The sequence below is a fragment of the Celeribacter ethanolicus genome (assembly GCF_002407265.1).
GTDB lineage: Bacteria > Pseudomonadota > Alphaproteobacteria > Rhodobacterales > Rhodobacteraceae > Celeribacter > Celeribacter ethanolicus.
Genome location: NZ_CP022196.1, coordinates 971,674 through 993,752, shown reverse-complemented (window position 1 = coordinate 993,752; position 22,079 = coordinate 971,674). Strand labels below are relative to the sequence as shown.

20 protein-coding genes are annotated in these 22,079 nt (G+C 62.7%); 12 read left to right on the top strand and 8 right to left on the bottom strand.

Annotated features, from left to right (window positions below; genetic code table 11):
• Positions 1 to 59: 59 nt before the first annotated feature.
• The 3 genes from CEW89_RS04825 to CEW89_RS04815 form a co-directional block, all read right to left on the bottom strand.
• Positions 60 to 701, bottom strand: a complete 642-nt coding sequence (locus CEW89_RS04825) for a metal-binding protein ZinT (protein WP_198403497.1) — start codon at positions 699 to 701, stop codon at positions 60 to 62.
• Between the two features lie 190 nt (positions 702 to 891).
• A complete protein-coding gene (locus CEW89_RS04820; protein ID WP_096805105.1) occupies positions 892 to 1,404 on the bottom strand; it encodes a hypothetical protein in 513 nt (170 codons plus the stop codon).
• A 77-nt stretch (positions 1,405 to 1,481) separates the two neighbouring features.
• A complete protein-coding gene (locus tag CEW89_RS04815; RefSeq protein WP_096807132.1) occupies positions 1,482 to 2,090 on the bottom strand; it encodes a class I SAM-dependent methyltransferase in 609 nt (202 codons plus the stop codon).
• 209 nt (positions 2,091 to 2,299) lie between these two features.
• Between CEW89_RS04815 and CEW89_RS04810 the strand changes: the two genes are divergently transcribed.
• The 3 genes from CEW89_RS04810 to prfB all read left to right on the top strand — a co-directional run bounded on the left by CEW89_RS04810 (position 2,300) and on the right by prfB (position 6,857).
• The gene (locus CEW89_RS04810; protein WP_096805104.1) at positions 2,300 to 4,813 is read left to right on the top strand and encodes a penicillin-binding protein 1A; all 2,514 of its coding nucleotides are present in this window, start codon (positions 2,300 to 2,302) and stop codon (positions 4,811 to 4,813) included.
• Between the two features lie 68 nt (positions 4,814 to 4,881).
• On the top strand, positions 4,882 to 5,643 hold the full coding sequence (locus CEW89_RS04805; protein WP_096805103.1) for a hypothetical protein: 762 nt from the start codon (positions 4,882 to 4,884) through the stop codon (positions 5,641 to 5,643).
• Between the two features lie 92 nt (positions 5,644 to 5,735).
• Positions 5,736 to 6,857 (top strand): peptide chain release factor 2, encoded by a 1,122-nt coding sequence (gene prfB / locus CEW89_RS04800; RefSeq protein ID WP_066709406.1) that lies wholly within the window; start codon positions 5,736 to 5,738, stop codon positions 6,855 to 6,857.
• A gap of 18 nt (positions 6,858 to 6,875) precedes the next feature.
• Here prfB and CEW89_RS04795 read toward each other — a convergent pair whose 3' ends face one another.
• On the bottom strand, positions 6,876 to 8,489 hold the full coding sequence (locus tag CEW89_RS04795; RefSeq protein WP_096805102.1) for a Na/Pi cotransporter family protein: 1,614 nt from the start codon (positions 8,487 to 8,489) through the stop codon (positions 6,876 to 6,878).
• 285 nt (positions 8,490 to 8,774) lie between these two features.
• Here CEW89_RS04795 and CEW89_RS04790 point away from each other — a divergent pair, with 285 nt between their 5' ends.
• From CEW89_RS04790 to CEW89_RS04765, 6 genes are all read left to right on the top strand, one after another.
• Complete coding sequence (locus CEW89_RS04790; RefSeq protein ID WP_096805101.1) at positions 8,775 to 9,221, top strand: YeeE/YedE family protein; 447 nt, start codon at positions 8,775 to 8,777, stop codon at positions 9,219 to 9,221.
• A gap of 1 nt (position 9,222) precedes the next feature.
• On the top strand, positions 9,223 to 9,663 hold the full coding sequence (locus CEW89_RS04785) for a DUF6691 family protein (protein ID WP_096805100.1): 441 nt from the start codon (positions 9,223 to 9,225) through the stop codon (positions 9,661 to 9,663).
• Positions 9,664 to 9,787: 124 nt separating this feature from the next.
• On the top strand, positions 9,788 to 10,678 hold the full coding sequence (locus CEW89_RS04780) for an MBL fold metallo-hydrolase (RefSeq protein WP_096805099.1): 891 nt from the start codon (positions 9,788 to 9,790) through the stop codon (positions 10,676 to 10,678).
• Positions 10,679 to 10,729: 51 nt separating this feature from the next.
• Positions 10,730 to 11,143, top strand: coding sequence for a protein tyrosine phosphatase family protein (locus CEW89_RS04775; protein ID WP_096805098.1), 414 nt, complete (start codon positions 10,730 to 10,732; stop codon positions 11,141 to 11,143).
• A gap of 93 nt (positions 11,144 to 11,236) precedes the next feature.
• Positions 11,237 to 12,913: a bifunctional protein tyrosine phosphatase family protein/NAD(P)/FAD-dependent oxidoreductase gene (locus tag CEW89_RS04770; RefSeq protein WP_096805097.1), complete on the top strand. Its 1,677-nt coding sequence runs from the start codon at positions 11,237 to 11,239 to the stop codon at positions 12,911 to 12,913.
• Positions 12,914 to 12,984: 71 nt separating this feature from the next.
• A complete protein-coding gene (locus CEW89_RS04765) occupies positions 12,985 to 14,739 on the top strand; it encodes a SulP family inorganic anion transporter (RefSeq protein ID WP_096805096.1) in 1,755 nt (584 codons plus the stop codon).
• A gap of 43 nt (positions 14,740 to 14,782) precedes the next feature.
• Here the strand turns inward: CEW89_RS04765 and CEW89_RS04760 are convergent, their stop codons facing one another.
• Complete coding sequence (locus CEW89_RS04760; RefSeq protein ID WP_096805095.1) at positions 14,783 to 15,652, bottom strand: EamA family transporter; 870 nt, start codon at positions 15,650 to 15,652, stop codon at positions 14,783 to 14,785.
• An 81-nt stretch (positions 15,653 to 15,733) separates the two neighbouring features.
• On the opposite strand from CEW89_RS04760, the gene CEW89_RS04755 reads away from it, so the two are divergent.
• A complete protein-coding gene (locus tag CEW89_RS04755; RefSeq protein WP_096805094.1) occupies positions 15,734 to 16,225 on the top strand; it encodes a MarR family winged helix-turn-helix transcriptional regulator in 492 nt (163 codons plus the stop codon).
• Here CEW89_RS04755 and CEW89_RS04750 read toward each other — a convergent pair.
• From CEW89_RS04750 to CEW89_RS04740, 3 genes are read right to left on the bottom strand one after another with little or no spacing between them, the layout of a single operon-like run.
• Entirely contained in the window at positions 16,222 to 16,935 is a 714-nt protein-coding gene (locus CEW89_RS04750; RefSeq protein WP_096805093.1) for a phosphotransferase enzyme family protein, read from the bottom strand. The two genes, CEW89_RS04755 and CEW89_RS04750, sit on opposite strands and share 4 nt — an antisense overlap.
• Positions 16,935 to 18,257 (bottom strand): TRAP transporter large permease, encoded by a 1,323-nt coding sequence (locus tag CEW89_RS04745; protein WP_096805092.1) that lies wholly within the window; start codon positions 18,255 to 18,257, stop codon positions 16,935 to 16,937. The genes CEW89_RS04750 and CEW89_RS04745 overlap by 1 nt, the downstream gene beginning before the upstream one ends.
• Positions 18,254 to 18,766, bottom strand: a complete 513-nt coding sequence (locus CEW89_RS04740) for a TRAP transporter small permease (protein ID WP_157779760.1) — start codon at positions 18,764 to 18,766, stop codon at positions 18,254 to 18,256. The genes CEW89_RS04745 and CEW89_RS04740 overlap by 4 nt, the downstream gene beginning before the upstream one ends.
• Positions 18,767 to 18,982: 216 nt before the next feature.
• On the opposite strand from CEW89_RS04740, the gene CEW89_RS04735 reads away from it, so the two are divergent.
• Together CEW89_RS04735 and CEW89_RS04730 are read left to right on the top strand one after the other, a co-directional pair.
• A complete protein-coding gene (locus CEW89_RS04735; protein WP_096805090.1) occupies positions 18,983 to 21,388 on the top strand; it encodes a beta-mannosidase in 2,406 nt (801 codons plus the stop codon).
• A complete protein-coding gene (locus CEW89_RS04730) occupies positions 21,385 to 22,071 on the top strand; it encodes a D-lyxose/D-mannose family sugar isomerase (protein ID WP_096805089.1) in 687 nt (228 codons plus the stop codon). The genes CEW89_RS04735 and CEW89_RS04730 overlap by 4 nt, the downstream gene beginning before the upstream one ends.
• The last annotated feature ends 8 nt before the right edge of the window (positions 22,072 to 22,079 follow it).

Genomic DNA, 22,079 nt, shown 5'->3' with positions numbered 1-22,079 from the left:
GACAGGGCGATCATACCGGTGACATCAGAACCGATCCCTGTCCGGCTGTGCGACGGCGCTTAATGCGCCATCATGTCCTTTGCGACCTGCGCTGCGCTCAGATCGGCCGGGTAATAGGTCGGCCAGTTGGTCAGCTCTTCGAGCACGGCGGCGCGGTCGTTGCCCCAGTAGAGGTGATAGTGATCGGCCTTTGACGGGAAAATCCGGTGGTCGCTGAACTGGATATACTGCGGCGCTTCCGCATCGCCCGCGATCTTTTCAAAGATGAAGCGCACGCCGCGATTGCCCTTGGAATAGGTCAGGATCTCGTAGCCGTCGCTTTCGTATTGCGCACGGGTGGCGGAAGCGCCGCGATGGAAGGTCACGGTGTCGCCGTCGATCTCGATCTTGTCCACATCGGTGGCATAGCCCGTGGTGTAATAGGCGGTGTACTCTGCGGCACTCTTGTCGCCATGCTCGGCCTTATGGGCCATGACCGCATCGAGTTTGCCCTCGGTCAGCAGCGGATAGACGGATTGCCAGTCGCCGGCCCAGTCGGACAGCGGGCGATCCTCGACCTGAGCGTCTTCGAAATAGCCATTGTAGATCTGTTCGTCGTGATCATGCGCGTGGGCGCTGTGATCGTGGGCTTGAGCCGGGGCGAAGGACAGGGCTGCCGACAGGGTGCTCGCAAAGGCCAGAGCGATGGTGGTCTTGTGCATTGGGGTCTTTCCTTGGTCTTGGTGACAGATTTTGATACGTGATAACATAACAAAACCTCCCTAAAGAGATGCCGACAGCGACGCAAGAGAGAAACAGCGGGACACGCTTGGCAACGCATCCCGGCTTAAAGCGTTCCGCCAAAACCCGAGACACAGCTTTTGGCGGAACGCAGTACGAGATATAAGCGTTTCACATGCCTCGCCTTTGTCTGATGTCTCTGGTCAAAGGCGTGAGCTTTAATCGAGGTATTTGCTCTTCTGGTGCGGCGTTCAGTTCCGGGTGCTGATAACAGACCGCGCCGATCATGCAGCCGACATTGTGAAGCCGCGTTATTTGGCTTTCGATCAGGGTATTCTCTGCGCCCAATTTCACGTGCCAGTACTGTTCCATGAAATTGAGCAGGCTCTGGTAAAAGTCGAAGAACTGGTAGTCACGCGTTGTGAGGATCACGGCTTCGGCGGCGCTATATTTCAGCGGGTCTCCGGGCAGGCCCCGCGGCCCTTTACACCGCCCATGTTCCAGAAAAACCAGCGGCGTTTGGTCGGGGGGGATACTGGCGCAGCGCGCGATATACCCGGCGAAATCCTCGTAAGACACCGCAATTCTGAGCGCGGTACAGTTTGCTGCGGTAAACTTTTCCGCCTGTGTCGGGCAGGTCAGCTCCGTCAGATTTTCCGCCCCAAGGGCGTTTGGAACCACCATCGCAGACAGGGAAAATATTCAACCTTGGGGATAGGGCAAGAAGGAGCCGGCAAACCTGCGCGGCGTTTCCGTGTCCTCTAGCCGGTTTTCCGCGCCAGCCAGACCGAATGCCCGGTGCAACCGGGGTCTTCAGGGGTGAAGGCGATGACCTCGATCCCCTGATCGGCCATCAGACGGCGGTACTCGTCGGGCGACAGGGACGCGTGATAGACGGTCTCGTGTTCGACGCTGCCGATTGCCTCGCCCGCGTCGGGACCGGTGGTGAACAGCAATGTGCCGCGCGGGGTCAGGTGCCGGGCGAAGGTGGCAAACATGGCGCGCTGATCTTCGGCTGCGAGATGAAAGAAACTGTCCCATGCGATCACCGCATCGAAGCTCTCGCCCAGATCGAGCCCGCGCATGTCGGCCCGGATCGCCCGGGCCTTCGGCAGGTTCTGCTGAAACAGCGCCACCATGGCGGCGGCCCCGTCCACCCCGGTCACTTCACAGCGCCGGTCCGAGAGATATTGCGCAATCGGGCGCCCCGACCCGCAGCCGAGATCGAGCACATGGCGCTTGCCACCGGTCTGGGGGGTGTAACCCAGCATCCGGTCGAGCCAGGGCCGCTCAAACAGGGTCTTCGCGCGCGCCAGATCGAAAGCGCGGGCCTGACGTTCATAGGTGGGAAGGATGTCTTCGGGTTTCATGCCCCCGGACATAGGCCCGTGCGCACAGGGCGGCAAGGGGACGGCAAGCGGCGCCGTTCACGGGCGGCGTCTTTCTGCTCACAATTGCGCGCGATCCGGCCGGGGATGTTTTGACCATCGCGTCGACCCTGTATAAGGAGGGGCAGGTATGTGCCGGGGACGCGAGTCAGCCGGGCGCACGGGTGTGGGAACGATTGCAGGAAACCTCAGTGCTCAGATTCATCCTTTCTTTCTTCGGGACGATTTTTTCGTGGATCACCACGGGGCTGTTCCTTGTGGCCATCGTCATCGGTGGCATCTTCTGGATGTACGGGCGCGATCTGCCGAACCACGAGGCGCTGGCGCAGTATCAGCCGCCGACGATCTCCCGCATCTATTCGGGCGAGGGCCGGATCATCGACGAGTTCGCCAAGGAACGCCGCCTCTATACCCCGCCGGAGGAAATCCCCGATCTGGTGAAGAACGCCTTCATCTCGGCGGAGGACAAGAATTTCTACAAACACCACGGTTATGACCTGCGCGGCATGGCCTCGGCGGCGCTGACGGCGGCCAGGGGCGGGCCGCTTCGGGGCGCGTCCACCATCACCCAGCAGGTGATGAAGAACTTTCTTCTCGACGGATCGCGATCTGCGGAACGTAAGATCAAGGAGCTGATCCTGGCCACCCGTCTGGAACAGACCCTGACCAAGGACCAGATCCTCGGGCTGTATCTCAACGAGATCGACCTCGGCGTGCGCTCTTTCGGGGTGACGGCGGCAGCGCAGAGCTATTTCAACAAATCGCTCTCCGAGCTGGCTCCGGAAGAGGCGGCCTTCCTCGCGATCCACCCGAAAGCGCCCTATTCCTACAACCCGGCCAAGAACTATGACGGCGCGCTGGAACGGCGCAACTATGTGCTGCGCGAGATGTATGAAAACGGCTACCTGAGCCAGGAAGACTACGAAACCGCGCGGGCCAAGCCGATCAAAACGGTACAGACTGGCGATTACCCGTCCTATCGCGAAAGCCTGCCGCCGCGGGATTATTTCACCGACGAGATCCGCCGTCAGTTGTCGAAAGACTTCGGCGAAGAGGAATTCTTCGAAGGGGGCCTGTCGATCCGCGCCACCATGGACCCGGAGATGCAGACGGTGGCGGCGCATTCGCTGCAACGCCGTCTCGAAGAGCTCGACCGCTCGCGCGGGAGCTGGCACGGCACGGGCAAAACCATCGACCCCGCCACGCTCGACACGGACGCATGGCTGGCGGCGCTTGGCGCACTTCAGGTGGCGCGGGACATCTCGCTTGATGGCACATGGTATGTGGGGGCGGTGAACGAGATCGGCGATGCCTCCATGACGGTCATGGTCGAGGACGGGATCGGCGAGGTCACCGTGCCGCGCGAGGACATCAAGTGGATCAAGGGCAGTTTCCGGGACAATTTCACCCGGGGCGACGTGGTGCACATCCGGCGTATGACCACGGGCAACGATGGCGAAGGCGATCTGATCCGCTGGAGCCTGCGGCAGGTGCCGGAGGTCGAGGGCGCCTTCGTGGCGATGGACGTCAACACGGGCCGCGTGATCGCGATGCAGGGCGGGTTCTCCTATGAGCACTCCGTGTTCAACCGCGCCACCCAGGCGACGCGCCAGCCGGGCTCTTCGTTCAAGCCCTTCGTCTATGCGGCGGCGCTCGACAGCGGCTTTACCCCCGCGACGATCATTGTCGACGCGCCCATCGAGGTGAACACGCCACAGGGCGTCTGGCGGCCCAAGAACGCGTCGAACAAATTCTACGGCCCGACCCCGCTCAGAACCGGGATCGAGCAATCGCGGAACCTGATGACCATCCGTCTCGCGCAAGAGGTCGGCATGGACACGGTGGCGCGCTATGCCGAACGCTTCGGGGTCTACGATCACATGGGGCAATACCTCGCCTCCGCTCTGGGCGCCGAAGAAACCACCGTGTTCAAGATGGTCTCGGCCTATGCGATGTTCGCCAATGGCGGCGAGCGGGTCGAGCCGACGCTGGTCGACCGGGTGCAGGACCGTTACGGCCGGACGATTTACCGCCACGACGCGCGGATCTGCGAGGATTGCGACATGGCTTCGCTCGATCCCGGCGTCGCGCCGAAGATCGTGTCGAACCGCGAACGCATGATCAACGCCATCACCGCCTATCAGCTCACCTCAATGATGCAGGGCGTGGTGCAGCGCGGCACGGCGGCGGGCCGGGTCAACCTTCCGGTGCCGGTGGCGGGCAAGACCGGGACGACGAACGACGGCAAGGATGCGTGGTTCATCGGCTTCACCTCGAACATCGTGGCCGGCTGCTACATCGGCTACGACACGCCGCGGGCGATGCGCGGGGCCTCGGGCGGCGGTTATTGCGGCCCGGTGTTCAACAGCTTCATGCAGGAAGCCGTCAAGAAATACGGCGGCGGCAAGTTCAAGGTCCCGCCGGGAGGGCATTTCATCAAGATCGACCGGTTCACCGGCGCGCGCCTCTCCGACAGCGCTTCGGGGCCGAACGTGGTGGCGGAGTATTTCCGCGACGGCGAAGAACCGATCTTCGGCCTGATGTATGACGGCGGTTTCGCCATGGGCGCCGATCTGCCGCTGTTCTCGGCAGGCGAGCGCGACAGCGAAGACGGCACGCGCGAGGTCCAGACCTCGACCGGGCGGACGATCACCGTGCCGGAGAAAGCGACGATCAACTCTCTGTCGTCGGGCGGGCTGTATTAGAGCGGGTTAGGTCAGGCTGCGATTCTGTGCTATCCTCGGGGCATTGATTGAATGCCTTGAGGCCTGCCATGGAAAACGACGTCTTTTTTCAATACCTGAAACTTTTCACCGAATATGTGCCGCTCTGGGTGCTCTTGCTCGGCGGGGTTGTGATCTGGCTGATCCGCCATCCTGAAAAACTCGAAGCTCTGACACGCAACGTCGAAAGCGCCAAGATCGGCGAGTTCGAGATCAAGCTGCGGGAGGTCAAGGAAAAGCTCGAAACCACCCAGGCGCAGGTCGAGGAACTGGAAGCGGAAAACACGCGGCTGACCAGCTTGTACAACGATTTCGATGCGAATGCCGGGGCGGATGTGCTTCACGCGGTTCGCCAGCAGGTTCATCACCGGGCACGTGAGCTGGGCGATCTGTCGCCGGTGCGCGAGGGCTTGCGCCCCGGTGCCGAACCGGAAGAGATTTTCGTCGCCGCCGAGATGCTGCGCGAGCGGCGCGACATCGACAGTTTCGAGGCGCTGATCGACTGCATCGCGCGGATCGCCGCAGATCCGATGCTGGAGGGGCTACGTTATCAGACGGTCTGGAGCCTTGCCTCGGCGGTGCACAAGACCGTGCTGTCGGATGTCAGTCACAACACGCCGCCGCGTCTGACGGTGGACCAGCTCAAGCGCGCTCGTCATGTGATGGAAAGCCTGATGCAGAACGCCCATGTCCAGGAGGACCGCCCGGATGCGCCGCAGGCGGGGATCCGGGGACCGGCGCAATTCGCTCTGAACTGGATCGAGAAGGGGTTGAAAAAGCACGAGCGTGCGGGAGGAGCCGTTTTTGAGTAATCTGTGATCGCGCCGGGCTTTGTCCGGGTCTTGTGTCTCGACCGTTTGCCGCGTATCTCTCTGCAAACTTTCGAAGACCGACAGGTGAACCCGTGCGCGCTGAAATCCAGAATACCGTGGCCAAGATCGAGAAATCCGTGGCGTTGCTCAAGCAGCGGATGGATTGGGAGACCGCGCCGCACCGGCTCGAAGAATTCAACGCCATGATCGAGGACCCGACGCTGTGGGATGACCCGGCGCGGGCGCAGAAGCTCATGCGCGATCGTCAGATGCTGATGGATGCGGTCAAGACCGCGACCTCGATCGAGACGGAGATGACCGACAATATCGAGCTCATCGAACTGGGCGAGATGGAAGAGGACGAGGAAGTCGTCGCGGATGCCGAAAACGCGCTTAAGGCGCTGGCCGAGACCGCCGCCGAGAAGGAGCTTGAGGCTCTGCTCGATGGTGAGGCCGACGGCAACGACACCTTCCTCGAGATCAACGCCGGTGCGGGTGGCACGGAGGCCTGCGACTGGGCCTCGATGCTGCAACGCATGTATGTGCGTTGGGCGGAGAAGAAAGGCTACACGGTCGAGCTTCAGTTCGAAGAGGCGGGAGCCGAGGCCGGGATCAAATCCTGTGGCTATAAAATCTCCGGGCCCAACGCCTATGGCTGGCTCAAGTCCGAGAGCGGCGTGCACCGTCTGGTGCGCATTTCGCCCTTCGGCAAGGGCACGCGCGAGACGTCGTTTGCCTCCGTCTGGGTCTATCCGGTGGTCGACGACAATATCGAGATCGAGGTGAACCCCGCCGACATCCGCATCGACACCTATCGCTCCTCAGGCGCGGGCGGTCAGCACGTCAACACGACGGACTCGGCGGTGCGGATCACCCACCATCCAACCGGCATCGTGGTGACCTCCTCCGAGAAGTCGCAGCACCAGAACCGCGACATCGCCATGAAGGCGCTGAAATCCCGGCTCTATCAACTGGAGCTTGAGAAACGCTCGGCCGCGATCAACGAGGCGCATGAAAACAAAGGCTCGGCGGGCTGGGGCAACCAGATCCGCTCCTATGTGCTTCAGCCCTACCAGATGGTGAAAGACCTGCGCACCAATTACGAGACCTCGGACACTCAGGGCGTGCTCGACGGTGACCTCGATAAATTCATGGCGGCGACGCTCGCGATGGATGTGGCCGGGAAATCCCGCGCCGACGCGCAGGGCGAATAAGCCCCAAACGATCAGGCGTCAGTCGGTGAGAACGTCCACCGCCGCCTCCCGTTGCGGCGAGGCGGGGGCGCGGCCTTGTTGCAGTTTCAGCATGTGGAAGGTGATCCGCCAGAGGTGATAACTCACCCGGAGGAGCCAGCGCATCGCGTCGAGCCGGAGCCCCATCTCCTCGGCGGAGAGGCCTCGTCCGGGTGTTTGCTCCATGGTGTGGAGGCGGAAAATCTCCCGCTGGTTTTGCATCAGATGGCGCAGGCGCTTGAACCGGCTTTCCGAGGCGCTGAGGCCTTCATCTCTGCCGGTTTGCGCCACGCATAGCGCCAGCACCCGGGCCAGACGGCTGAGGCGGCGATCCCGCGCCAGGGCTGCGATGCGACTGTCCTGGGTGCAGCGGAACTGCAACCGGCTCAGGTGGTCGAGCACATGCAGGATCGTGGCGCGTTGCGCGATGCGGGCCGGATCATCGGTGGCGGCAATCCCTTCGACATAGGCGCGCAGCTCGGTGATCGCCTCGCGCAATTGGCGCAGATGGGCGGCCTCGTCGCGGCTCATCTCCGGATGCAGGATGCGGCGGGACAGACAGTTGAAATGCGCCCGCGCCAGCATGTCGAGGGTCGTGGCGGCGGCATCGTAGGCGAGGTTCGGATCGGCCAGCAATTCCTTGCCCAGAGCGCCGGTCAGCACCGTGCCGCGGTCGCGCACGATCCATGTCACCAGCCGCGCGAAAGGTGTGGTGAAGGGCAGGATCAGCAGCACGCCCAGAAGGTTGAACCCGGTGTGAAAGGCCACGAGCGCGATCTGCGGATCGACGGGCACGGAGGGCAGGGCGATCAGCGTGCTATAAGGTGTGAGCAGGAAAAACGCCATGGTCGCGGTCAGCAGGTTGTAGATCACATGCGACAACCCGGTGCGCCGCGCCGCCGTGGAACCGCCCAAGGTGGCGAGCGCTGCGGTCACGGTGGTGCCGACATCCATGCCGATCACCAGCGCCAGCGCTTGTGGCAGGTTGATCGCCCCGGCGCCCAGCACGGCAAGGGCGGTGGCGACACCCGCACTTGAGGATTGCGTGACGATGGTGATGGCCATGCCGATGCCAATCAGGGCGAGGCGTCCAAAGATCGTGTCGCGGGGGAAATCCTCGGGTGTGATCAGCCCTTCGAAACCGCTGAGGCTCGATTTCATCACGTCGATGCCGAGGAACAGAAGCGCAAAGCCCGCGAGTGCAAGCCCGGCGAATTTGAGGCGCGGCCCGCCGAACATCCGGGCCAGCGCGCCGAGGAACACCAAGGGCAGGGTGATCTGGCCCAAATCCATCTTGAACCCCAGCACGGCGGTGATCCAACCCGTGATGGTGGTGCCGATATTGGCGCCGAAGATGATGCCGAGCGCCTGTGGAAAGGTCAGAAGCCCGGCGCTGACGAAGCCGACGGCGGTCACGGTTGTGGCGCTTGAGGACTGGATCAGCGCGGTCGTCACGGCCCCGGTGGCCGCACCGCTCAGGGGCGTGCGGGTGAAATGCGCCAGGGCATGGCGCAACGCCGGGCCGCCCAGCTCGCGAAGCCCTTCGGTGAGCCAGATCATGCCGAACAGGAAAAGGCCGACACCGCCAAGTGCGTTTACGATATCTGCAAACATGATGTTTATGACGCTTTCACAAGGGGTTCACGACGAGAGTTCGATGAACGATAGCATAGGCTCAGTCCGGTCGGGGAGCCTTGATCTGGGGCATTGGGGCACAGAGCGGGGCTTCACGAGCCTGTGACCGGACGGTGTGTGACAAACTCACCGACAGAGCCGTGAGCGCTCGCATACAAAGGTCGACAAGCGGGAAACCCGCAAGAAAAAAGGATACGCACATATGACGAAGCTCTTTGGGGCCGAAAGGCCCGATCCTGCTCTTCGTTCGGGAGGAGCAAACTGATGACCGAGATCACTGCAACGGAGTTCACCCCCTGGGTCTCGCTGTTTGGGGGTATGCTGATCGGCACGGCCGCGGTGCTTCTGATGGCATTCCAAGGCCGGATTTTCGGTGCGACGGGCATTTTGGCAGGGTTTCTGACCCCGGCGAATTCGTCGGACTGGGCTTGGCGGGCGGTGCTTTTGGCGGGGATGATGACCGGGCCTTTGGCGTTCATGCTTTTTACCGGGCATATGCCCGAGGTCGAGGTGCCGGTGTCGAAACTGGCGCTGATCGTCGGCGGGTTCATCGTCGGCATCGGTGTGACCTATGGCTCCGGCTGTACCTCCGGGCACGGGGTCTGCGGCATGTCGCGCCTGTCGCCGCGCTCGATCGTGGCGACGCTGTCCTTCATGGCCTCCACGGCGGTGACGGTGTTCATCATCCGCCATGTGCTGGGAGGGGCGTGAGATGAAACTGATCCTGACCTATGTCATCGGCCTGATCTTTGGCCTCGGCATTTCCATGTCTGGCATGGCGAACCCCGCAAAAGTCCTTAATTTCTTTGACTTTTTTGGGGTCTGGGACCCGTCCCTGATGTTCGTGATGGGCGGCGCGGTGACGGTGAGCTTCTTTGGCTACCGCTGGCTGTTCAAACGCTATGAAACCCCTGCGTTCGAGCCGAAATTCATCGTGCCGACTTCGCGGACCATCGACGCGAAACTGGTGGGCGGATCGCTTGTCTTCGGCGTCGGCTGGGGCATCGCGGGGTTCTGTCCGGGCGGCGCGCTTCCGGCGCTCGGCACCACGGACCCGAATGTCTGGGTGTTCTTCGGCGCACTTGTCGCAGGGATTTTCGCCGCGAAATTTGTCATGAAGCAAACCGCAAACCGCAGCCTGAAACGGGCATAACACCCGGTCGGCAAAGCGTCGGACTTGTGTCGGACTTCCGTCGGGCACAGGTCGAAAAAAACAGAAAGGCTTCGGCATGCCAAAACGCGCCGCCGAAGCCGCAACAGTTGAAGAGGAGAAACCCATGGGTTCCAACTACCCCGTCGACATGTCGGTCAAACCCGACGTCAAAGCCTTTTTCGATCCGGAGACCTGGACGATTTCCTACGTGGTCAAAGACCCGAACTCGGACGCCTGCGCCGTTGTCGACAGCGTCATGGACATCGACTATGCCGCCGGGCGCATCACCTATAAGAGCGCCGACGAGATCATCGCCTATATCAAAGAACAGGGGCTCAAGCTCGAGTGGCTGATCGAGACCCATGTCCATGCCGACCACCTCTCGGCCGCGCCCTATATCCAGGACGCGCTTGGCGGCAAGATCGGCATCGGAGAGCATATCGTCACGGTGCAGGAAACCTTTGGCAAGGTGTTCAACGAAGGCACCGAGTTCCAGCGTGACGGCTCGCAGTTCGACCGGCTGTTCAAGGATGGCGACACCTACACCGTCGGCACGATGCACTGTTTCGCGATGCACACACCGGGTCATACGCCCGCTTGCATGGTGCATGTGATGGGCGATGCGACCTTCACCGGCGACACGCTGTTCATGCCCGATGGCGGCTCGGCGCGGGCCGACTTCCCCGGTGGCGACGCCGGTGTGCTCTATGACTCGATCCAGAAGGTTCTGGCCCTGCCGGACGACATGCGCCTGTTCATGTGCCACGACTATGGCCCGAACGGTCGCGACATCGCGTGGGAAACCACGGTGGGGGCCGAGAAGGAACACAACATCCACGTCGGTGGCGGCAAATCGAAAGACGATTTCGTCAAGTTCCGCACCGAACGCGATGCGCAGCTTGCGATGCCGCGGCTGATTATTCCGTCTTTGCAGGTGAATATGCGCGCCGGTGAATTGCCGCCGCCGGATCAGGACGGTAAGACTTTCCTCAAAGTTCCGGTGAACGGCCTCTGAGACGTCTTTTGACGTGGGGCCAAACCGGCCCCACGCACAGGAGACGCGACAATGGATTTCAACAAGATCAACGACCAGCTCACGGTCAGCAGCCAGATCACCCCGGAAGAGGTCGCAATCCTCAAGGAGAAGGGCTTCAAGACGCTGATCTGCAATCGCCCGGATATGGAAGTCGATCCGGGGTTCGAGTCCGAGATCATGGAGAAAGCGGCGCTCGAGGCGGGGTTGAACTTTGCCTATCTGCCGATCTTCCCCGGCCAGTTCCCGGAAGAGCTGATCGAGGAAACCGCCCGCATCCTCAGCGAGGAAGCCGGGCCGGTCTATGCTTATTGCCGCTCGGGCACGCGCTCGACGACCGCCTGGGCTCTGGCACAATCGGGCCGGATGGACCCGGAGGAGATCATCTCCCAGGCGGCGGGTGCGGGCTATGACATGCGGGGGTTGCGCCCCTATCTGGCGGGATAACGCGCGCTGTTCGTGCGTCGTCCTGCCGTCACAACGGTTTTCGGGACGACCGCCTGAGGGGGGCGAACCGTCCCCCAAAAAGGAGACGCACGAATGGAAATCAAGAAGATCACGGACGGCCTGTCGGTCTCCGGTCAGATCCAGCCCGAGGACATGGAAAAGCTCAAGCGCCGCGGTTTCCGCGCGGTGGTGTGCAACCGTCCGGATGGCGAAGCGGCCGACCAGCCGACCCATGAGGAGATGGAACAGGCGGCGAAGGTCGCGGGGCTCGAATTCCTCTACCTGCCGGTGACGCCGGGCATGGTGACCGAAGAGACCGCCACCGCGTTTCGTCAGGCGCTGACCGAACTGCCGGGGCCGGTGTTCGGGTTTTGCCGCACGGGCACGCGGACGACGACGCTGTGGTCTCTGGCGATGGCCAAGGAGAAATCCGTGGTCGACATTCTCGCGGCCACCAAGGCTGCGGGCTATGACATGACCGGCGTGGCGCGTCGGATCGCGAACGGCGGCGTGACCCCGACCGACTCTGTGGAAGATGCCAAGCATGACGTGGTGATCGTCGGCGGCGGTGCGGCGGGCGTGGCCGTGGCGGCCTCGCTGAAGTCGCGCAAGCCCGATCTCGACATCGCGATCATCGACCCGGCGGATATTCATTATTACCAACCGGGCTGGACCATGGTCGGCGCGGGCGTGTTCGAACCGGCGACCACGGCGAAGACCATGGGCTCGCTGATCCCGCGCGGGGTGCATTGGCTCAAATCCGCAGTCGCTGCCTTTGAGCCGAAGAACAACGCGGTCATTCTCGATGGCTGCCGGGTTGTGAAATACGACCGGTTGATCGTCTGTCCGGGTCTGAAACTCGATTGGGACAAGATCGAAGGCCTCGTGGAGACGCTCGGCAAGAACGGCGTGACCTCGAACTATCGTTATGACCTTGCGCCCTACACCTGGGAGCTGGTGAAGGGGCTGAAGGGCGGCAAGGCCGTGTTCACCCAACCGCCGATGCCGATCAAATGCGCCGGTGCGCCGCAAAAGGCGATGTACCTGTCGGCGCATAACTGGGAACAGGCGGGGGTTCTGAAGAACATCGACATCCAGTTCATGAACGCGGGCGGGGTGCTGTTTGGCGTGAAGGATTACGTGCCTGCGCTGGAGAAATACGTCGAGCGCTACGGGGCGAACCTGAATTTCTTCCACAATCTGAAATCCATCGACGGCCCGGCGAAAAAGGCGACCTTTACGGTCTCGAAGCCGGACAGCGAACCGACGGAAGTGACGGTCGATTTCGACATGATCCATGTGGTGCCGCCGCAGTCTGCGCCGGATTTCATCAAGGTGTCGCCGCTCTCGGATGCCGCCGGGTGGGTCGATGTGGATCAGGTCACGCTGCGCCACAAGGAATATGACAACATCTGGTCTCTGGGCGATGTGATGAATGCGCCGAACGCGAAAACTGCCGCTGCCGCGCGGATGCAGGCGCCGATCGTGGCCGAGAATGTGGCCGCCGACATTGACGGCAAGGGGCCGCAGGCCGGGTATAACGGTTACGGTTCCTGCCCGCTGACCGTCGAGAAGGGCAAGATCGTTCTCGCGGAGTTCGGCTATGGCGGGGTGCTTTTGCCGTCCTTCCCGAAATGGGTACTCGATGGCACGAAACCGACGCGCAAGGCGTGGTTGCTCAAGGAACAGATCCTGCCGCCGATCTATTGGAAAGCGATGCTGCGCGGCAAGGAATGGATGATCAAACCGGAAAAAGTTTCGGCGAAATAATGTGAACCGGGCCGGGGGCGAAGGTGACTTCGCCCCTTGTCGCCCGCAAGACCAGAAAGGACAGGCACGCCGTGTCGTTCGATCCTCGCGTTTTCAAACGCTACCTCCCCATTCTCGACTGGGGTTCGAAATACAACGCCAACGCTTTCGCCAATGACGGCATCGCCGCGATCATCGTGACGATCATGCTGATCCCGCAGTCGCTGGCCTATGCCTTGCTTGCGGGGCTGCCGGCGGAGGCGGGGCTATATGCTTCCATCGTGCCGATCATGCTCTATACGGTGTTCGGCACCTCGCGGGCGCTGGCCGTCGGGCCGGTGGCCGTGGTGTCGCTGATGACCGCCGCCGCCGTGGGGGCCGTGGCGGAGCAGGGCACGGCGGGCTATGCCACCGCCGCCATCACGCTTGCCTTCCTGTCGGGGGCGATGCTGGTGACGCTCGGGCTGTTCCGGCTCGGGTTTCTGGCGAATTTCCTGTCGCACCCGGTGATCGCGGGCTTTATCACCGCGTCTGGCGTGCTGATCGCGGCCTCGCAGCTCAAACATATCCTCGGCGTCAGTGCTGGCGGGCATACGCTCGTTCACTTGCTCGAAAGCCTCTGGACCCATCTGAGCGAGATCAACTGGATCACGCTGGTGATCGGGGTGCTGGCGACCGCCTTCCTGTTCTGGGTGCGCAAGGGGCTCAAACCGCTTCTGCGCAAAGCGGGTCTCGGTCCGCGTCTGGCCGATGTGGTGACCAAGGCGGGGCCGGTGGCCGCCGTGGTGGTGACGACGCTGGTCGTCGGTGTGTTCCGCCTCGATCAACACGGCGTGCGGATCGTCGGCGAGGTGCCGCAGAGCCTGCCGCCCTTCACCTGGCCGATCAGTTCGCTGGCGCTGCTGAAGCAACTGTTCATTCCGGCGCTGCTGATCTCGATCATCGGGTTCGTGGAATCCATTTCGGTCGCGCAAACGCTCGCGGCCAAGAAACGTCAGCGGGTCGATCCCGATCAGGAATTGATCGGTCTGGGCGCGGCCAACCTCGGTGCCGCGTTCACCGGTGGTTTCCCGGTGACGGGCGGGTTCTCGCGCTCGGTCGTGAACTTCGACGCGGGCGCGGAAACCCCGGCAGCGGGGGCGTTCACCGCCGTCGGTCTCGCCATCGCAGCACTCTTCCTGACGCCGCTGATCTACTTCCTGCCGCAGGCCACGCTGGCCGCGACGATCATCGTGGCTGTGCTGTCTCTGGTGGATTTCAAAATCCTCAAGACCACATGGGGTTATTCGAAAGCCGATTTCACCGCCGTGCTCGCGACTATCGTTCTGACGCTGATCTCCGGCGTCGAGGTGGGCGTGTCGGCGGGGGTGATCCTGTCCATTGCGCTGCACCTCTACAAGACCTCGAAACCGCATATCGCGGAGGTGGGTCTTGTTCCGGGCACCGAGCATTTCCGCAATATCAAGCGGCACGAGGTGCTGACCACGCCGGAGCTGGTGACCATCCGCGTCGACGAGAGCCTGTATTTCGCCAATGCGCGCTTTTTGGAGGATTACATCCTCGACCGCATGGCGGAGGACAAGGCGCTCAAACATGTGGTGCTGATGTGTACGGCGATCAACGAGATCGACAGCTCGGCGCTTGAGGCGCTGGAAGAGGTCAACAGCCGCCTTGCCGACAACGGCATCAAGTTCCACCTGTCCGAGGTCAAAGGGCCGGTGATGGATCGCCTGCAACGCTCGCATTTCCTGCATGACCTGACGGGGCAAGTGTTCCTCAGCCAGTTCGCGGCGATGAAGGCGCTGGGGGATGTGACAGGTCCGACCCCCGCAACCGACGCGGCTTAAGAGTGAAAGCGCCCTCCACTGGAGGGCGTTTTCTTTTGTGCGGTCAGGAGCGGAGAGGACGGCTTTGGGCATATTGCCCAAGCCAGACCGAGCCGAAGATCAGCGCCATGCCGATGATTTGCGGTAGGGACAGGGTCTCGTGCGCCACGAGAACGCCCAAGAGTACGGCGGTGACGGGGCTGAGAAACCCGAGCGGCGCGACGCGCTCTGGCCCGATGGTGGCGATGCCGCGAAAGAACAGGAAATAGGCCAGCGCGCCGCCGATCAGCCCGAGGAACAGAAAGCCCGAGACATTGGCGAGGCTCAGCGCGGGAAGCGGCGGGTCGATCAGGAGCGCGAGCGGCAACAGCAGCACGCCACCTGCGATCAACTGCCATGAGGTGAAGACCAGAGGCGGCACGGGCGGGGACCATTTGCGGCTCAGAACCGTGCCGGTCGCCATGGAAAGCGCTCCGATCAGCGCGGCGGTGATGCCGACGGGATCGAGGGCGGCATCGGGCGAGAGCACGAGACAGGCGACACCGATCAGCCCGGCAATTCCCGCGAGGACCGCCAGAGGCCGGATTGCATAGCCCAGCAGCAGGCGCGCGAGGATCAGAACGATCAGCGGCTGGGTTGCGCCCAAGGTGGCGGCCACCCCGCCGGGCAGGCGGTAGGCGGCGATGAACAGGCAGATGAAGAACAGGGTGAAATTGAGCCCGCCCAGGACCAGCAGTCGTGGCACCCAGTCCCAAGTCGGCAGCTTGCGCAGGATCAGGAGCAGCAAAAGCCCCGCTGGCAGGGCGCGCAAAAGCGCGACGGTGACCGGAATGCCCTGGGGCAAGAGCGTGGTGGTGACGAGATAGGTCGCGCCCCAGATCGTGGGCGCAAGGGCGGTCAGGGCGATGTCGCGGGGATGTGCGGGGTGGGGCATGTCGGGTCTTTCATTTTATCTTGACGTCAAGATAAGCCGTGAAATCTTGACGTCAAGATAAATTTCTGAGACCGTGACCGGATGGAAGATACGACACTCACACTCGACGATATTCGCGCACAATGGGCGCGGGAACGGCCCGATCTCGACACCGGGCCGATGGCGCTTTTGGGGCGCATGGCGCGACTGACGCGGTTGCTTGGTGCGGAGATGGAGGCCACTTTCGCGCGCCACGGTCTCAATCAGGCGAGCTTCGATTTGCTCGCGACGCTGCGCCGGGCGGGGTCGCCCTATGCGCTGAGTGCGGGGCAGTTGATGGCGCGGATGATGATCACATCGGGATCGGTGACCAATCGGATCAACCGGCTGGAGGCGCAGAACCTTGTCGAGCGCCGGGCGGACGAAGGGGATGCACGCAAGGCGATCGTGGCGCTGACGGAGGCGGGATTTGAGGTGATCGAGCGGGCGGTGGCGGACCATGTTGCGACGCAGAAACGGCTGACGGATCGGCTCAGTGCGGAGGAATTTTCCGCCCTCGACGGGCTTTTGCAGGGCTGGCTGGAGCGGCTTTAGACACGGGCTCTGAGGATGCGGGCGACGAGCTGGGCATGGTCGGGTTCGATCTGCCAGCTTGCGGCGACTTCCCATGCCAGGGCGGCGGTTTTCTCGGCGGCCGTGGCGGTCTCGGGCCGGGTGCGGAGCCGGTCATAGGCGCGGTGATCGACGCGGGCCTCGTCCCAGTCGATCAACGCCGGGCCTTGGGTGGTGTGGATCAGGTTGCCAGCCGTGAGATCGCCATGGATGACGCCGGTTTCACTGCCAAGCGCTTGCCACGCGGTGCGGCAAAGCGCCATGAGATCGGCGGGCAGGGCGGTAAGATCGACGTCGCCGCCGGTGGTTTCTGTAAGGAGTTCGCATGACGAACAAAATTCAGGGCGTTGCGAGAGGTTTGCCGTGGCCATGTGAAAGGCGTCGACGCGCTCGGCGATTTGCGGCAGGTTTTCGGGCTGAAACGGGCGGCCTTCGATAAAGGGTTCGCAGGTCCAGCCATCGGCGTTGAGCCGTCCGGTCCGGTCGGGGATCAGCCGGGGAGTGACAAAGCCCGCAGTCTCGGCGGCGGCGTGGACGGGGGCAAGCCAGCGCAGTTGCGCCTCCGTGCGGCGGGTGGATTTGAAGACCAGATCTTGCGCCAGCTCGGAGGTGCGGAACACGGCATTGCGATGCCCACCGCCCAAGGGTTCCAGAGGGGCGGAGATGCCCCAGAGGTGAATGGGCGGCAGCATCAGTATACCAGTCGCACGAGGCCGAGGGTCAGGATCGGGAAGGCGACGAGGATCGCCACGCGGATCAGGTCGGTGAGGACGAAGGGCAAGGTGCCCTTGAAGGTCTCGGAGATCGGGACTTCTGGGTCCAAGGCGTTGATGATGAAGAGGTTCATGCCGACAGGGGGCGTGATCAGCCCAACCTCGACGACGATCAGGACGATGACGCCGAACCAGAGGCCGAATTCGCCCGGCGGCAGGCCGAAGTCCAGCCCGGACATGATCGGGTAGAGGATCGGGATGGTGAGGAAGATCATCGAGAGGCTGTCCATGACGCAGCCGAAGGCGAGATACATCAGGAGAACGGCAGTGAGGATCAGCCAGGGCGAGAGCGTCAGCCCCTCGGCCCATCCGGCGGCGGCCATGGGCAGGCCGGAGAGGGCGAGGAAATTGTTGAACATTTTCGCGCCCAGGAGGATCAGGTAGATCATGCCGGTGGAGGATGCGGTTTCAAGAATGGCTTCGCCGATGCCGCGCCATGTGAGCGCGCCGGAGAACAACGCCACAAGCCCGGTGCCAGCCGCGCCGACGGCGGCGCCTTCGGTCGGGGTGAAAACGCCGAGATAGATGCCGCCCACGACGGCGCCGAAGATCAGGAGGACGGGCCAGACCCTGGCGAGCGCGGTGAGGCGTTCGGACCATGTGGCGGCGGCGCGAGAGGTGCAGCAATCGGGCCGGATGCGGACATAGATCGAGATGCAGATCATGTAACCGATGGCGGCGAGAAGGCCGGGGAGGAAGGCGGCGAGAAAGAGCTTGGCGATGTTTTCTTCGGCCAGCATAGCATAGACCACGAGGATCAGGGATGGCGGAATGAGGATGCCCAGCGTGCCGCCCGCCGCCAGAGAGGCGGTGGCGAGGCGGCCGGAATAGCCGTAGCGTTTGAGTTCCGGGAGGGCGGTCTTGCCCATGGTGGCGGCGGTCGCGAGCGAGCTGCCACAGATCGCGCCAAAGCCCGCGCAAGCCCCCACGGCGGCCATGGCGATGCCGCCCTTGCGATGGCCGAGCCATGTTTCTGCGGCCTTGAACAGCCCCGCCGACATGCCGCCCAGAGTGGCGAAATGGCCCATCAGCAGAAAGAGCGGGATGATCGAGAAGGAATAGGAGGAGAACTCGCCATAGGTCAGATGTTTGAGCTGGCTCAGCATCATCAGGGAGTTGCCGTTCAGGAGATAAGCTCCACCGAAGCCCACGACGGCCATGGCGACCCCGATCGGAATGCGCAGGAAGATGAGCAGGAGAAGGACGGGGAAGGACCAGAGGCCGATCTCGATGCGGCTCATGCGCGTGCCTCCCGCAGAACGAGGGCGCGGGCGGAGCGGATCACGCAGAACCCGGCGGTGATCACGGCGACGACCATGGCGGCCATGGCGGCACGATAGCCCCAGACCATCGGGATTTGCAGGATGAACGAGGTCTCGCCGTAAGTCGCCTTGTCGAGCGTGCCGAGCCAGAGCCGCCAGGAGAGCCCGGCGGTGAAGCCGAACATGAGCAGATCGCCTGCGAGATCAAGGAGGCGGTTGGGCAATGCGCCGAGCGCCGGTCGGATCAGATCGACCCGGGCATGGGCGCGGGCATATTGCGCGTAAGGCAGGGCGGTGAAAACGGCGAAGCCGATGCCAAGCTCGACCAGTTCGATGTCGCCGGGCAGTGGCCCGAGCCCGATCCCCCCGAGCGCGCGGCCCGTGACCGAGACGCAGGTGACTGCGATCACCGCGAACAATCCGAAACCACCCAGATAGGCCGTCAGCCGCGCCAACTGGCCGACCCGTTTCGACAGGATGTCATACATGAGAACTGCCCTCATTGCTGAGACGGGTTTACCGGCTGCACTTGGGCGGTCAACCGCAAAACGCCGGTGGCGAAGGGTTCAAAACGCTTTGAAAGATGTTTGACTGTCGGGTCAAAACTGGGTCTGATAGCGCCAACAGGGACCTTCTGCCGCTTTGTGCGCCCAGACGGGGTGCGGCAGAAGGGGCGCGACAGAAAACTTCAGGGAGCCACGCGCATGTCGCAGAGATCAGAACGGACTTTGGAGACAGGGTGGCGGCTGTCGGATGGTCAGGGGCATGAGATCGAGGTCTCTTTGCCCTTCGATGCGGTGTCGTCTCTGGCCGCGGCGGGGCTGATCCCGGAGCCTTATGCCGGTCGCAATGCCGAAGATTTGCGCTGGATTGCCGAGCGGGACTGGGTGCTGTCGCGGACGGTGACACTGGACGACAGGACGGTGGAGCTGGTGCTTGAGGCGCTCGACGGGGTGGTCGAGGTGCGGGTGAACGGGCAGCTTGTGCTGACGGCGGACAATGCGTTTCGCACATGGCGCGCGGACCTGTCGGAGGTTGCGCGGGAGGGGGAGAACGAGATTGAATTGCGCTTTCTCTCCGTAGTGCGGGAGGCGGCGCGGCGTCAGGCGGAACAGCCGGTCGAGGTGCCCTATCACAGGGGCAATTGCGCGATCCCCAACATCAATATGCTGCGCAAACAGCAATGCGATTTCGGCTGGGACTGGAACCCGGCCTTGGCGCCTTTTGGCGCGGGTGCTGTGAGTATTTGTCCAGCAAAGGAAACCCGGTTCGGGCGCATCGAGGTGGTGCAGGCGCATCATGACATCGAGAGCGAAAGCGTGTCGGTGACCGTGCGAACGCATGTGGTGCATGGGGACGGGGCATCCGTTGAGATGCGCTTTGCAGATCGGGTGCGCGAGGCGGTTGTCGAGGCTGGCGTGGCGGAGGCGAAGTTTTTCGTCGAGGTGCCGGAGTTCTGGTGGCCTGCGGGGCAAGGCGCGCAGAGGTTGTACGATCTGGAGGTGATTTGCGGGGCGGCTGTGGCGATGCGGCGGATCGGTCTCCGGCGGATCGAACATGTGTGCTTGCGCGACGATCGGGGGCTTGGGTTCAAGTTCCGGGTCAACGGGCGCGATGTGTTTGCCAAGGGGGCGAACTGGGTGCCCGCCGAGGCGCTGTCGGGGCGGATTGAGCGTGCGAAGGTGCGCGATTTGCTGCAATCGGCGGTGGATGCGCATATGAACATGATCCGGGTCTGGGGCGGCGGGCGTTATGAGCCGGATTGGTTCTATGACCTCTGCGATGAGCTTGGGCTGATGGTGTGGCAGGACTTTATGTTCGCCTGCAATCTCTACCCGGCGGATGCGGCGTTTCTCGACAATGTGGCGGCGGAGGTGCGGGAGCAGGTTGAGCGCCTGTCGCATCACGCCTGTCTGGCACTGTGGTGCGGCGACAATGAGATCATCGGCATGCTCGATGAACTGACCGGCGGCGGGGCGGAACGGGACCGGCATCTGGTGGCCTATGATCGGCTGAACCGGACGATTGAGACAGCGTTGAAAGAGGTCGATCCGGAGGCGAATTGGTGGCCGTCCTCGCCGTCGCGCGGGCGGCTTGATTTTGGCGATGGCTGGCATGACGGCGGTTCGGGCGACATGCATGTATGGGACGTCTGGCATGAGAACAAGCCGTTTGCGGCGTATCGGGATGTGCGTCCGCGGTTTGTGTCGGAATTCGGGTTTCAGTCCTTTCCGTCACGGGGCGTGGCGACGGAGTGGATCGGCGATCTGAACCCGTCCTCGCCCGCGATGGAAAGCCATCAGAAGAATGTGGGCGGCAACGCGCGGATCGTGACGACGATGATGCGGGAGCTTCGCCTGCCGCAGCGCATGGAGGATGTGATCTATCTGAGTCAGGTGCAGCAGGGGTTGGCGCTCAAGACCGCGATCTCCGCGTGGCGGGCGCAGAAGGGATCGTGTTGGGGCACGCTTTATTGGCAGCTCAACGACACATGGCCCTGTGCGAGTTGGTCGACGCTGGATCATGGCGGCGGATGGAAGCTGTCACATCATATGGCAGCGCGGTTTTATGCGCCGATTTCGGTGTTGGTCGTGCCCGAGGGTGAAAAGGATGTTTTCTTCATTGTCAATGACTTCGGAGAAAATGTCGATGTGACGGTGCAGGTGGCCGCCGTCGATCTGGCGGGCCGGGCGCGGCCCTTGGCGGAGGTCGAGGTGTCGGCCTGGCCGTCAAAGGCGCTGGAGCTGTTCGATCTGCCGACCGGGACGCTGAAGGACGATGAGATTTACGTCTTTACATGGCAGTATGAAGGCGGCGCCGGAGGGGATTTCTATGCTCCGAAGGCATGGAAGGAATATGACCTTTGCGACCCAAGAATTTCGATGAATATCAAAGAGACGGAAGGCGAAGTTGAGATTGCGTTGGAGGCGAAAGCGCTCGCGCCCTTCGTGGCGCTTGAGGCCGATGGGCCGGGGCGGTTTTCGGCCAATGCGGTGACCCTGTTGCCGGGGATGCCTGTAACCATCAGGTTTGTGCCGGAAAAGATTGGAAAACCTGTGAATTTCATCTTGAGAGACCTGTATTCCGCAACCATGGGAGGCACGCTGTGAAACGCTCGACCGTCAATGAGATCATCCGCGAGGCGGATGCGTTTATGAAGTCTTTCGGCTTTGTCCTGCCGCCCTTTGCCTATCTGACGCCGGAGGCGTTGCAGGCGCATGTGGCGGGCGGTGGTGCGGTGATCCGGGATCACATGATGGGCTGGGACATCACGGATTACGGTCAGGGGGATTTCGAACATCTCGGGCTGTTTCTGTTCACGCTCAGGAACGGTAATGCGGCGAATGTGGCGCGAGGCATGGGGCCGCTCTATGCGGAGAAATTGCTGATTTCGGAGGAGAACCAGATCAGCCCGATGCATCACCACATCAAGAAGACTGAGGACATCATCAACCGCGGTGGCGGGACGCTGGTGTTGGAGCTTTGGACCCGGTCTGACGACGGCGGCTTCGATGAAACCGCGCCGGTTGAGGTGCTGACCGACGGTCAGGTGCGGCGCTTGAAGCCCGGCGAACATCTGGCGCTGGCGCCCGGCGAGAGCGTGACGCTGGAGCCGTGGCACTGGCATGCGTTCTGGGGCGAGGGCGGAAGGGTTCTGATCGGCGAGGTGTCGAATGTGAATGACGACCGCACGGACAACATCTTTCGCGACCCCATTGGGCGGTTTTCGCAACTGGACGAAGACGCGGCCCCGCTGCACCTTTTGGTCAGCGATTACGACGACTGGCTTTGAGGGAGGAT